This is a genomic window from Rhizobium laguerreae (assembly GCF_019778565.1).
Classification (GTDB): Bacteria; Pseudomonadota; Alphaproteobacteria; order Rhizobiales; family Rhizobiaceae; genus Rhizobium; species Rhizobium laguerreae.
Genome location: NZ_JAAXQT010000001.1, coordinates 833,785 through 845,795, shown reverse-complemented (window position 1 = coordinate 845,795; position 12,011 = coordinate 833,785). Strand labels below are relative to the sequence as shown.

13 protein-coding genes and 1 pseudogene are annotated in these 12,011 nt (G+C 60.9%); 7 read left to right on the top strand and 7 right to left on the bottom strand.

Annotated features, from left to right (window positions below):
- Positions 1-108: 108 nt before the first annotated feature.
- Together HFO71_RS04160 and HFO71_RS04155 are read left to right on the top strand one after the other, a co-directional pair.
- The gene (locus tag HFO71_RS04160; RefSeq protein ID WP_221987558.1) at positions 109-1,320 is read left to right on the top strand and encodes an argininosuccinate synthase; all 1,212 of its coding nucleotides are present in this window, start codon (positions 109-111) and stop codon (positions 1,318-1,320) included.
- A gap of 320 nt (positions 1,321-1,640) precedes the next feature.
- On the top strand, positions 1,641-1,814 hold the full coding sequence (locus HFO71_RS04155) for a hypothetical protein (protein WP_003540843.1): 174 nt from the start codon (positions 1,641-1,643) through the stop codon (positions 1,812-1,814).
- Between the two features lie 36 nt (positions 1,815-1,850).
- Here the strand turns inward: HFO71_RS04155 and HFO71_RS04150 are convergent, their stop codons facing one another.
- Positions 1,851-2,234 (bottom strand): VOC family protein, encoded by a 384-nt coding sequence (locus HFO71_RS04150; RefSeq protein ID WP_221987557.1) that lies wholly within the window; start codon positions 2,232-2,234, stop codon positions 1,851-1,853.
- 94 nt (positions 2,235-2,328) lie between these two features.
- Here HFO71_RS04150 and HFO71_RS04145 point away from each other — a divergent pair, with 94 nt between their 5' ends.
- Positions 2,329-3,105, top strand: a complete 777-nt coding sequence (locus HFO71_RS04145; protein ID WP_221987556.1) for a phosphodiester glycosidase family protein — start codon at positions 2,329-2,331, stop codon at positions 3,103-3,105.
- A 10-nt stretch (positions 3,106-3,115) separates the two neighbouring features.
- Here HFO71_RS04145 and HFO71_RS04140 read toward each other — a convergent pair whose 3' ends face one another.
- Together HFO71_RS04140 and HFO71_RS04135 are read right to left on the bottom strand one after the other, a co-directional pair.
- Complete coding sequence (locus HFO71_RS04140; RefSeq protein ID WP_221987555.1) at positions 3,116-4,996, bottom strand: ABC transporter ATP-binding protein; 1,881 nt, start codon at positions 4,994-4,996, stop codon at positions 3,116-3,118.
- Positions 4,997-5,165: 169 nt separating this feature from the next.
- Positions 5,166-5,732, bottom strand: a complete 567-nt coding sequence (locus tag HFO71_RS04135; RefSeq protein WP_221987554.1) for a YybH family protein — start codon at positions 5,730-5,732, stop codon at positions 5,166-5,168.
- A gap of 89 nt (positions 5,733-5,821) precedes the next feature.
- Between HFO71_RS04135 and HFO71_RS04130 the strand changes: the two genes are divergently transcribed.
- Together HFO71_RS04130 and HFO71_RS04125 are read left to right on the top strand one after the other, a co-directional pair.
- The gene (locus tag HFO71_RS04130; RefSeq protein WP_221987553.1) at positions 5,822-6,826 is read left to right on the top strand and encodes a LysR family transcriptional regulator; all 1,005 of its coding nucleotides are present in this window, start codon (positions 5,822-5,824) and stop codon (positions 6,824-6,826) included.
- A gap of 106 nt (positions 6,827-6,932) precedes the next feature.
- Positions 6,933-7,334, top strand: coding sequence for a GFA family protein (locus HFO71_RS04125; protein WP_151517538.1), 402 nt, complete (start codon positions 6,933-6,935; stop codon positions 7,332-7,334).
- Positions 7,335-7,412: 78 nt separating this feature from the next.
- Here the strand turns inward: HFO71_RS04125 and HFO71_RS04120 are convergent, their stop codons facing one another.
- From HFO71_RS04120 to HFO71_RS04110, 3 genes and pseudogenes are all read right to left on the bottom strand, one after another.
- Entirely contained in the window at positions 7,413-7,886 is a 474-nt protein-coding gene (locus HFO71_RS04120) for a VOC family protein (RefSeq protein WP_130787251.1), read from the bottom strand.
- Positions 7,887-8,136: 250 nt separating this feature from the next.
- Positions 8,137-9,141 (bottom strand): annotated as a pseudogene (locus HFO71_RS04115) (carbon-nitrogen hydrolase family protein).
- A 181-nt stretch (positions 9,142-9,322) separates the two neighbouring features.
- Positions 9,323-9,754 (bottom strand): VOC family protein, encoded by a 432-nt coding sequence (locus HFO71_RS04110; RefSeq protein WP_151517539.1) that lies wholly within the window; start codon positions 9,752-9,754, stop codon positions 9,323-9,325.
- Positions 9,755-9,947: 193 nt separating this feature from the next.
- On the opposite strand from HFO71_RS04110, the gene HFO71_RS04105 reads away from it, so the two are divergent.
- Positions 9,948-10,163: a hypothetical protein gene (locus HFO71_RS04105; RefSeq protein ID WP_094085643.1), complete on the top strand. Its 216-nt coding sequence runs from the start codon at positions 9,948-9,950 to the stop codon at positions 10,161-10,163.
- 131 nt (positions 10,164-10,294) lie between these two features.
- Complete coding sequence (gene dapB, locus HFO71_RS04100) at positions 10,295-11,065, top strand: 4-hydroxy-tetrahydrodipicolinate reductase (protein WP_221987552.1); 771 nt, start codon at positions 10,295-10,297, stop codon at positions 11,063-11,065.
- Between the two features lie 15 nt (positions 11,066-11,080).
- Here the strand turns inward: dapB and HFO71_RS04095 are convergent, their stop codons facing one another.
- The gene (locus HFO71_RS04095) at positions 11,081-12,001 is read right to left on the bottom strand and encodes an ornithine cyclodeaminase family protein (RefSeq protein ID WP_221987550.1); all 921 of its coding nucleotides are present in this window, start codon (positions 11,999-12,001) and stop codon (positions 11,081-11,083) included.
- Between the last annotated feature and the right edge of the window lie 10 nt (positions 12,002-12,011).

Here is a 12,011-nt window from a genome sequence, read left to right as displayed (position 1 = left end):
ATTCTGAAATGGCATGATATGCCAAACTTTCGCAATCTAACGGATGCTTCGCAAGCTCATTGCGCAGGACTTGGCCTATCGTTCCAGCATCGAGATGGAGGTGGGTAAATGACGAAGATAGAGAAAATCGTGCTTTCTTATTCGGGCGGGCTGGATACCTCGATCATCCTCAAATGGTTGCAGGAAACCTACGGATGCGAGGTGGTGACCTTCACCGCCGATCTCGGCCAGGGCGAGGAACTCGAGCCGGCGCGAGCCAAGGCGGAGATGTCAGGGGTCAAGGACATCCGCATCGTCGATCTGCGTGAGGAGTTCGTCCGCGATTTCGTCTTTCCAATGCTGCGGGCGAACGCGCTCTACGAGGGGCAATATCTGCTGGGCAGTTCCATCGCACGGCCGCTGATTGCCAAGCATCTGGTCGGCATAGCCCGGGAGGTTGGCGCAGATGCCGTTGCCCATGGTGCGACCGGCAAGGGCAATGATCAGATCCGGTTCGAGCTGGCCGTCAATGCGCTCGACCCGTCGATTAGGGTCATCGCGCCCTGGCGCCAATGGACCATCCGCTCCCGCATGCAGCTTCTGGAATATGCCGAGAAGCATCGGATCCTAGTGCCAAGCGACAAGCGCGGCGAGGCGCCGTTCTCGATCGACGCCAACCTGCTGCACACCTCGACCGAAGGTAAGATTCTCGAAAATCCGGCGGAAGTTGCGCCCGATCATGTCTATCAGCGCACGGTCGATCCGATCGACGCGCCCGATGCCCCCGAGATCATCACCATCCGTTTCGAGAGGGGCGATCCGATTTCGGTGAACGGCAAGGCCGTGACGCCGGCCGCATTGCTGACCAAGCTCAATGGATTGGGCGGCCGGCACGGCGTCGGGCGGCTCGATCTGGTTGAAAACCGGTTCATCGGCATGAAGTCGAGGGGAATATACGAAACGCCGGGAGGCACAATCCTGCTCGCGGCCCATCGCGGCATTGAATCGATCACGCTCGATCGCGCCGCGGCGCATCTGAAGGACGAGATCATGCCCCGCTACGCCGAGCTGATCTATAACGGCTTCTGGTTCGCTCCCGAGAGGGAAATGCTGCAAGCGCTGATCGACCACAGCCAAGCTTTCGTCAGCGGCGAAGTGACGCTCAGGCTCTACAAGGGAAGTGCCTCGGTCATCTCCCGAGCCTCCCCCTGCTCCCTCTACTCCGCCGACCTCGTCACCTTCGAAGAAAGCGCCATCGCCTTCGATCATCACGACGCGGAAGGTTTCATCAGGCTCAACAGATTACGGCTCAGGAGCTTGGCCGCCCGCAACGGCCGATGACCGCCCGATCTTACGTCAGCAGCGCACCTACCGCTCACGACGCTCCAAGCGCCTTCCCCTCCGCACTTCAACCTGCGGGAACCGGGCGAAACGGGCCGGTTCGGATCTCATGCCCTCGTTGACGGCATCTTGCCTCGTGGCTGGCCGAAGCAGTCAAGGCATCCATGGAGAAGCCCCGAATCCAATTTCAAACGATTTTTAAATAGCTCCTCCCAAAGCTAATCGATTTTAATTTTATCGCTAAAATTTTCTTGTTGCAGCGCAAAAGAATTTAGACATTAATTTTTGCAGATGCTCAGTTTGTTCGTTGGAGAATTCGCATGACTGTGACATTTCCGCTAACCGAAAAGCGCGACGCAGAGACATTGCTGAAACACTTGACGTCGCACAATCTCAGCGTTCCGGGAAACTGCGTCGTGTCGCTCAAGGCGCACGTCGCCCAGGTCTCATCCTCTCATACGACCGCGCTCGGCACCGCCCGTACCGCCTGGTAGTCCCCGAGACGTCGAATTGCGGCAATCGAGCTGGCCTCAGCCGTCGCAGACGACAGCAATCTCGTTTCCGGTGGGGTCGCGCACGTAAGCGCAATACCAGTTCGGCCCATAGTGCGGACGTAGACCAGGCGCGCCCTCGTCCGTTCCGCCGTTTGTCATGGCCGCATCGTAAAAAGCGTCCCCCTCAGCATGGGACTTGGCCATGAAACCAACCATCGAGCCATTTCCGGCGCTTGCCGGTTCGCCGTTGATCGGCTTGCAAACCCATAGAACGAAACCGTCACCCTTGCCGCCTTCGGAATAGGCGCTCCATCCGGGAAATTCCCGATGCTTGCTCCAACCGATCGTTGCCAAAGTCGCATCATAAAAACCATTCGATTTGATGGAATCGACTGCACCGACGGTCGCGTAGACGCTCATGATCTTCCCTCACTTGCCCTGACCCGCCGCATCAAATTATTGTAATCTCACAGATAAACGCTTCATTGGCGATTTGAAAGAGAGTTCCGTACCGATGACCTATCCCAAATATGCCGTGCTCGCCGGGGCCTTAGCGCTGGCAGCAACGGTGACATCTCTGCATCAGGCGCATGCCGAACAATGTGAGCAGGAAAGCTTCGAAGAGGCAAAATACGTCGTCTGCACGCTGGGGCCGGGCAAAGCCGACCTGCGATTGTTCTGGAAGAACGCCGATGACGCACCCTATCGCACTTTTTCAAGCCTTGCCGAAGCCGTTCGCGCCGAGGGGCGAACGCTGGCTTTCGCCGTCAACGCCGGGATGTATCGGACCGATTTTTCGCCGATGGGACTTTACGTCGAAAACGCCAGGGAATTGCAGCCCGCCAATACGACAAAGGCCGAAAGCTCCACCGGTCAGGTGCCGAATTTCTATAAGAAGCCGAACGGCGTCTTCTTTCTGGGTGAGGCAAGCGCCGGCATACTCCCGACCGATGAATTTCTAAAGCGTCGGCCCAAGGTGCGGTTCGCCACCCAGTCCGGTCCGATGCTTGTCATCACCAAGAAGTTGAACCCGATCTTCATCGTCGGCTCGACAGACCGAACCCGCCGCAGCGGTGTCGGCGTCTGCGACGGTGGCGCGGTTCGTTTCGCGATCAGCGAAGACGGGGTGAATTTCCACGATTTTGCACGGCTCTTCCGCGACCATCTGAAATGCCCCGATGCCTTGTTTCTAGATGGCGGACGCGGTGTCGGACTCTACAATCCCGAAATGGGCCGCAACGACTGGTCTTGGCACGGCGGCTACGGCCCTATCTTCGGGCTCGTCGAATAGCGCACTCGCATCAGGTCGCAGGCGAGGTCGGCAAGGGCTCATTGATCTCTTCAGGAATGAAACCGCCGGTCTGGCGTTTCCATAGGCGCGCGAACAAGCCGTCTTGTTCGACCAGTTCGTCCGGCCTGCCCTCCTCCACGATGCGCCCGTGATCGATCACAACGATCCGGTCCATCCTGGCGATGGTCGACAGCCGGTGGGCGATGGCGATCACCGTCTTTCCCTCCATGACCAAGTTCAGCCTTTCCTGGATGGCGGCCTCGGATTCGCTGTCGAGGGCGGAGGTCGCCTCGTCGAGCACCAGGATCGGCGCGTCCTTTAGGAGAACGCGGGCGATGGCCACGCGCTGGCGCTGGCCGCCTGACAGTTTGATGCCGCGGTCGCCGACGAAGGCCTCATAACCGCTGCGGCCTTCGCCGTCGGAAAGATCGGCGATGAAGGCATCGGCACTTGCCATCTTCGCCACCGCTTCGATCTCGTCCTTCGTCGCCTCCGGCCGGCCGTAACGGATATTGTCGCCGACCGAACGGTGCAGCAGCGCGACGTCCTGCGCGATGACCCCGATGGCGCGGCGAAGGCTTGCCTGGGTGACGGCGCGGATATCCTGCCCGTCGATGAAGATCGCGCCGTCCTTGATGTCGTAGAAGCGCAGGAGCAGGTTCGCAAGTGTGGTCTTGCCGGCGCCTGAGAGGCCGACGAGGCCGACCTTTTCACCGGGCAGGACCGTCAGCGACAGATCATCGATGACAGGCTTGCCGGACTTGTAGGCGAAGCGGACATGGTCGAAACGGATCTCGCCGCTGCTGACAGCGAGGTCTGCCGCACCCGGCCCGTCGGTGATGGTGGGCGGCGTCGTCATGACGGGCATGGCATCCCTGATGGTGCCGACTGCCTGGAAGATCTGCCGGCCCATCTGCAGGAAAGTGAAGATCTGCGTCGACAGCCGGTTGAGGATGTAGACGGCGCCGACAAACTCGCCGATGGAGAGAAATCCGTTGACGAGACCGGAAAAGCCGATCGACAACATGCTCAGCCACAGCAGCGTGTTGAGGACGACAACGGTCAGTTCCGAGCTGCGATAGATGCGCTGTTCACCCTGCTGTGTCTGCACGGCCTTCTGGATGGTGCTGCGGATAGCGCCTGCTTCGCTATCTTCGGCCGCAAACTGCTTAACCATCTGCATGTTGGTGTAGAGATCGGTGATGGCGCCGGCCACCAGGCTGCGTTGCTTGGCCGTTCGGCGAGAACGCTCGACAAAGGTGGGAACAATCCTGACGGTGAATGCCACGTTGAGCGCGATCCAGACAACGACGGGCAAGGCGAGTTGCCAGGCCAGCGCGCTGAGCAGGATCACGGAGCCCACCAACTGCATCACGAAGCGCGGGATGGACTGGAAGGCGGCAATGATCTGCTGCTGCACAGCGGAGGCCACCTGCGACAGGCGCGAAGCGACTTGCCCGGCATAGAGATCATGGAAGAAGGCGAGATCCTGCCGCTCCACCGCCTTGTGACCCTGCCACTGGATGGCGGCCGGCATGCCGATGCCGAGTGTATGCGACGTGAGAGTATTGCGCACGAATGAAACGATCGGCATGACCGGAAAAATCAGGAAGCCGAGAATGGTCAGCAGCAGCCATTCATCGCGCAGGAAGGCGGGAGCGCCGTGTTGTGTCACACCATCGACGATGACCGAAAGTCCCCAGACGATCGTCAGGTTGATCGCCTCGAACACCATGGAGCAAAATGCCAGCGCAATCAGCACACCCCGAAACATCGAGATGAAATGCAGGAGTACCGCCACCGGCCCCTTCGACGGCAGCGGCCGGTAGGGAATATCGAGCGGCCGGATCAGGCTTTCGAAAGGACGATAGATCGCATCTGAAATCGACATGGGCCACTCGGATTAAAATCGGGAGGAGGCGTGGACTCAGCTACGCAAGGTCGCAGAAAACCATCTCCAGACTGCAATCTCAATTGTAAATTTCAGAAAATCTATGAAAGTGCGTTGCCGCGAGAGCCGGGTCCATGGCAAGGCGATCGTTCTCAAATCCGGACAGACATCATTCGCCCCGGGCCAGGGCTGCGGCCTGTTCCAGTGAGATCTTCCCAACCAGGGGGTCGGCATGACGGTGGGCGAGCCGCCAGCCTGATCCATGCCGGCGATAGACCTGAGTGACGCGCAGCGACCAGTTCTGGTCCGGTAGTCCGCCTACCTCACCATGCTGGCGCTCGATCATCACCAGTACGATCAGGTCGCCGCTGACATAGGACTTTTCGACCTCCAGGGTTCCGCCGCCATTGCGGAAGAAGCGGGCGAGTTCGGCCAGATGCTCGGGACTGTCGTCGAAGCCATGGCTGGCCGGGCCGCCGAAAGGCTGCATCAGAGTGAAATCGTCATCGAGCCGGATGAGGCTCGCCCACCGTGTCATGTCGCCGGCCATGAAAGCCGCCGCCTGTTGTTCTGTGCGGCGGATGATGTCGAGCAATACCCCATCGGATGCCGGAGGGGCATGGACGACGCGCCCTGTTGCGGCGACCGCCATTGTCAGAGCAGTTCGCCGGGAAACGGTTGCGGCTTCGTGCACGGACTTGTCGCCGCGCACCGTTTGGCTTTTGAAAAGGGACATCGGATCTTCCTATTGGTGACCGGCCATAGCGGAATGGTCGTTATCTCCCACTTTCAGGGCAATGAATCCAATGATATGATTTCAGCAAGATGCTGAACCAAATTGATCTATCCGGAATCGACCTCAACCTGCTCGTGCTGTTCGAGACTGTCATGGAGGAGCGCCATGTCGGCCGTTCGGGGCAGCGGTTGAACCTCTCGCCTTCGGCGATCAGTCACGGCCTTGGCCGGTTGCGCACGCTGCTGGGTGACCCGCTATTTCTCAAAACACCAAAGGGCGTCGTTCCGACAGACCGGGCCGAGGAACTTGCAGCACCCATCGCCGATATATTGGCGCGCGTTCGCAGCGTGGTGGCGACAGCGGAGCCATTCGATCCAGCGCGCTCTCAGCGACGATTTACGATCGGCGCGCCCGATGGTGTTTCGTCTGTGTTTCTGCCGCCGTTGCTCGACCTGTTGGCCAAGTCCGCTCCCGGCATTGCAATCAGCATCCGGCAATTGCTGCCGAGACAGGGCGAGCCATCGCCTGATCTGGCTTGGCGCGATGCGTTAACCGCGTTGGAAGCCCGTGACATGGACATCGCCATCATTCCTCAGGCCGAGTTTCCAGTCCGCTTTGCAAGCCTGCTGCTCTACGAGGAGGATTTTGTCATCGCGGCCCGTCAGGGCCATCCTTTGCTGACAGATCCGACACTGGCCAACTACTGCGCCGCGCAGCACCTGGTGGTCTCGCATCTGGGCGATACTCATGGCTTTGTCGATAATGTGTTGGCCAGCCATGGATGCTCCAGGCGAGTGGCGCTGACGGTCCCGAACTTCATGTTCGCGCTCGCCGTGCTTGCGGAAACCGACTTTATCTCGGCCTTGCCACGCCGCTTCGTCGAGATGCACGCCGCGCGGTTCGGCGTTGTCAGCGTCAATCCTCCCCTGCCACTCGGACGCTTCGCCATGAACGCGACGGCGCCGAAGGCGGCAATGCGTGACGAAGGCGTGGCCTGGCTGGTAAGGCTCCTGCAGGCATCCATGGATACCGCGATAGATAAAACCCGCGCTCGCAGCGGAAGTCGTCCGGCGCCGGGAAAGGCAGACACTTGAGCCGCCGATAGCGTAAGTCCCGGCGCCTGGATCGCTCAATTGCGGTCATCGCGCGATTGAGGCAGGATGCCGTCCTCGAATAGCAAGCAGGATCGAACAGACGCTCATGCTGACGGGCTCATGTCATTGCGGCAAGACAAGCTGGACACTCGAAGGTGATCCAGGCTCGATCACCGCCTGCAACTGCACCCTCTGCCGACGCTACGGCACGCTGTGGGCCTATGACTACGAAGGAGAGCGCATCGCTCTCACCGGTGAGACCGCCTCCTACGCCCGCGCCGACAGGGACGAGCCGTCTCTCGAAATCTTGTTCTGCCCATCCTGCGCCTGTGTCTTGAGCTGGCGCGGCCTTCGGCTTCGAAAGGATGGCCGCAGGCGCATGGCCGTCAACATGCGGCTTGCGCCGCCGGATCTCGTTCAGCATCTGCCTATCGATCATTTCGACGGCCTGGACACGTTTGAAGACCTTCCATCCAAGGGGCGCTGCGTGCGCGATCTCTGGTTCTGAGCCGACTGCGTAGATCGGCACGCGGCCGGATCGCGCCAGATGCGAGCCTGGTAAAAGATCGTTCTGCTCGAAGCTGCCTCAGCCGCGCCGCGCCGCCTCGATCGTCGCAATGTCGATCTTCCTCATGGTCATCATCGCGTCAAAAGCACGCTTTGCCTGGCCACCGCCTGCCGAGAGCGCTTCGGAGAGGACGCGCGGCGTAATCTGCCAGGACACGCCCCACTTGTCTTTGCACCAGCCGCACTCGCTTTCCTGGCCGCCATTGCCGACGATGGCGTTCCAATAGCGATCGGTTTCTTCCTGATCGTCGGTTGCGATCTGAAATGAGAAGGCTTCGTTGTGTTTGAACGCAGGACCGCCGTTCAAGCCGATGCAAGGAATACCCGCAACGGTGAATTCCACGACCAGTACGTCTCCTTGCTTACCGTCAGGATAATCTCCCGGTGCCCGAATGACGGCACCCACGGCGCTGTCGGGAAAAGTCGCGGCATAGAAGCGGGCAGCAGCCTCAGCGTCTTTGTCGTACCATACGCAGATCGTGTTCTTTGCCATTGCGTGATCCTTTCGCTCTTCGTTTCGCATTGCCCACTGAAATAAGAGGCAAATCGTCTTTCTCCAGCCCAGTCCGAGTGATTTCACGCGGACGACTGTACAGCGTTGCTAAATGGTCGAGGTCCCTGCGGTGTTGCTATCGTCCGGGTTCAATGACTTCGGGACAAGCGGGTATGAGGAGATTTGCGGAACCGTGCATATAGCATCGGCTGCATTCACTTTGCCGGAATGCAACCGACGCGACCCGGCTCTAAAACATATCCCGCCCGTCACTGCGCGGATCGCCGGCCACGCGGTGCGGCTCGTAGAGGCCGCCCAGCGCTTTGCGCCGCCACGGCCGGGCAATATCGCCGTGATTGTCGTCGATATCAGTGAGCGATATCGCGGCCGTTCCATCCGCAGGGCATTGCGCTGCCCACCGGCCACCGGGCGAGACGATCCCGGAAGACACGGGATCGGCTAAACCGGGATGTGCGAGTATGGAGAAACTCACCCAGTACCTGTTGCTCGCCGCATACCCCTGCACCTCGGCGGCGAAGGAGGTATCATTGGCCGACGTTCCCCCAGTGGACGAAAACAGCACGCAGTGGACATCGAGCCGCTCGTATTCAGTGAAAATTTGAGGAAAGTTGCACTCCATGCCGAGCGCACAGCCAAAACGGATGCCGTCGACCTCGAAGGTCACGGGGATCGAACCTGGCGTGTACATGAAGGAGATCTTGGTGTTCGACAGCAGCCGCTCATCGTAGCGCGTCACCAGTTCGCCGCGATCGGAGACGACATAAAGGCTGTTGTGCGGCCGGTGCGGCGGCGTCAGCGGATGCACCGAGCCGATGACCGTCCAGAGCCCGAGTTCGCGCGCCAGTCTGCGCGTTTTATCCAGCTCCTCACGCAACACGGCCCATTCGAACCGCCGCCAATCGGACGGCCCGATCTCTCTCGGCCCGATTTCCGACATGATCCGCTTGTTCGGCGATGATGTCGTTCCTTAGGGAAAGTGGATGAGCCGCGCCCCTGCCTCTCGCGCCTGCCGCATCAGCAGGCGTATCTCCTGTCCACTCTGGCGAAGCTTGTCCGCATCGCGGGGATCGTCTGCATGGGTGGTCTGGGCCACGGCGAGACGCAATCGTCTTGCCTCAGGCTGTGCATCGTTCGCCGACCTGGGAAGAACATGCATGCGGGCGGCGGTGTAGGATTCACCCGTCTTGGCGGCGCGTGCACGCACCCGTCGCTTGAAATTTCCATTCTCAGTCATATCAGGGCCTCTCACGTTCCGGACATCGTTCCCCAGCAACAGGCCCGAAACATCAGGACCAAGGATCACGACCCGAGACGAAAGTCCCTTTGCCTCCGGTTGAAGACCCTGCTGGGGAAGGTCCTGGGAGGTTCGGCGTTAGGCCACGCCGACACAAAGATGCCGAGGCGACCGCGATTCGTCAATTCGTGAAATGGCCGGGATAGGCAGGCGCCGAGGCGCCCTGCTTCGGGCGCTCCGCCTTATCCATTCGCCACGGCGGATCGGTGCGGTTCGATCCGGCGAAATAAAGGATGATGCGGTTGCCGCCGGGGTCGAACAGCTCCGCCTCGCGCCAGAGCCAACTCTTGTCCTCCGGTCCGGTGACGAAACGAAGACCGGCCTCGCTGAGACTGCCGACCGTCTCGTCCAGCTTCTCGCACTCGAAATACACCGTGGTGCCGCCACCGCCACCTTCGCCCTGATGCAGGGAGAAGGTGCTGTCCCCGTCCGGGCAGACGAAGCGCGCATAGCGAGGACGAGCGTCGACGACCGGCGTGAGACCGAGAACGCAGTAGAAGTTCCAGCCCGCATCGAGGTCAGGCATCGTAACGGTTACTTGATTCAGGCGCATGACCTATCTCCTCGGCTGAGTTCGCCCAAAACGGTACGGCGGCTTGGCACCACTACATTCATAAAAACAAAGACCTGAAGCCATCAAATGAATCAAATTCTAAGCGAGCAGTTTTAGTGTCATCGACACAAAACTCGTGTCAGACTGCGCAAGCCACGCACACGCCGGCGCACCGATCGAGAGGGCCGAAGCCATGCACAAGTTCACCGTATCAATCACTCGGGAGATCGAGGCCGACACCGCCGAGGAGGCCGCCTTGCTCCTGTATCAGGAACTATCAAGGGGACCGATCCCCGACCGCTACTCGGTCGTCGACGAGACGAAGGCTGGCACGGAGGTGAAGCTGGATCGGCAAAAGGCCGACGAATTCGCCAGCATCGATCACACCGCCGACCCCGGCAACTGGTAGGCACCAGACGACCAGAGGAGATCGCTGCTTTGCCCCGGGAGCGCAAGTGCGGTAGTGGCAGATCCCATTCGCCGGCGTAATGCCGATGCAAACAGCCGCCCGTTGGAAATATCGCGAGCCAAGGAAAGTCCGTGACCTCACCAATCAAAATAGCCGTCGCCGGCGCGAACGGCCGCATGGGTCGCGCCATCATGCCGCTGCTGGCGGCCGATCCGGCTTTTGCGTTCGTCGGCGGCATCGGCCGTGAAGGCTCCATGAGCGCCGGGCTGATCGACCGTTCGGCTGCGATTGGAGCGACCGACGTGATCCTGGATTTCACGACGGGACGTGCTGCCGCCGAACTTGCCGGTTTGTGCGCTTCGGCCGGCGGACCGGCCCTGGTGATCGGGGCGACGGGGTTCGAGCCGGATGAGCTCGAACGGATCGCGGAGGCCGCCCGCGCGATTCCGATCCTGCGCTCCGGCAATTTCTCCATCGGCGTCAACATGCTGGTTGGCCTAGTCGCCCAGGCCGCGCGCGCCCTTCCCGCGCATGGCTGGGATATCGAAATCCTCGAAGCCCATCACAACAGGAAGATCGACGCGCCGTCCGGTACGGCGCTGATGCTCGGCGAAGCGGCGGCCGAAGGCCGCGGCGTTTCCCTTTCATCTGTCGAGCGGCGCGGGCGTGACGGCATCACCGGCGAGCGCCCGCCCGGCGAAATCGGCTTTGCCGTCCTTCGGGCCGGCGGGCTCGTCGGAGAACACAGCGTCCTGTTTGCCGCCGCCGAGGAAGTCGTGACGCTCTCGCATTCGGCTCTCGATCGCGGCATGTTCGCCCGCGGCGCGCTTGCCGGCGCCCGCTGGATCGCAGGGCGCGCACCCGGCGAATACGCCATGGAGGATGTGCTGGGCCTAGCGTGAATAAGGAAAACGGGCTCACAGCATATCGAGGATTGCCGAGGCGACGACGACCTCGGTTCCAGCCAATCCGACGGAGCAAAACAGCGTCGTATCGCCAGGCGACCCTCGCCCGGCCGTTTTCCCGGCCATGATATCGGCAAGGTCGGCCATGCGGTGTTCATTGCCGGAGCCGGTCAGGAAAAAGGGCGAAGCATAGGCGCGCGTCTGTTCGGGTGAATCCGTCGCGATCACGGCGGCGACATCGGCAAGATCCAGGCCGAGTTCGTATCCCTCATGCGTTTTCGGGCCAACGGTGTTGACGTGCACGCCGGGCTTCAAATCCCGCGCATGAATGCCGGGCGTTCGGCTCGTCGTCGCACAGATGACGATGTCGGCGTCATAGACGGCTTCAGAAGCGCTGCCGGCAGGCTCCACTTCAATACCCAAGGCGTGCTGCATCTCGGCTGCAAAGGCGGCGCGATTCTTCTCGTCGCGGCTATAGACGCGGGCGCGGTCCAGCTTTCGAACGGCGGCGGCCGCGGCAAGCTGGGTTCGCGCTTGCGCTCCGCTGCCGAGGATCCCGACGATGCTGGCGTCAGGCGCGCTGAGATGCCGGATGGCGAGCCCTCCGATCGCACCGGTTCTGAGATTGCCGAGACGATCTCCGAGAATAATGCCCTTGAGCTTCGCGTCGTCGGCCGACCACACCGCGACGATCTGCGAATGCTCCGCCCCGTCGAATGTTTCATAGACTCGGAAGCCCGCGAGCGGTTTCTCGCCGAGGATGCCGCCGACGGTGAAGACGAGATCGCCGCGATCGGGAAACGAGACATGGTGCCGGGGCGGAGAGATCAACCGATTGTCGGCTCTCGCGAGAAAAGCGGTCTCGAGAGCATCGATCGCGATCATCATCAGCGCGCTGCCGACCAGATCCTCGTCTTTCAGAATTTTCGTCACGGCCAAACCT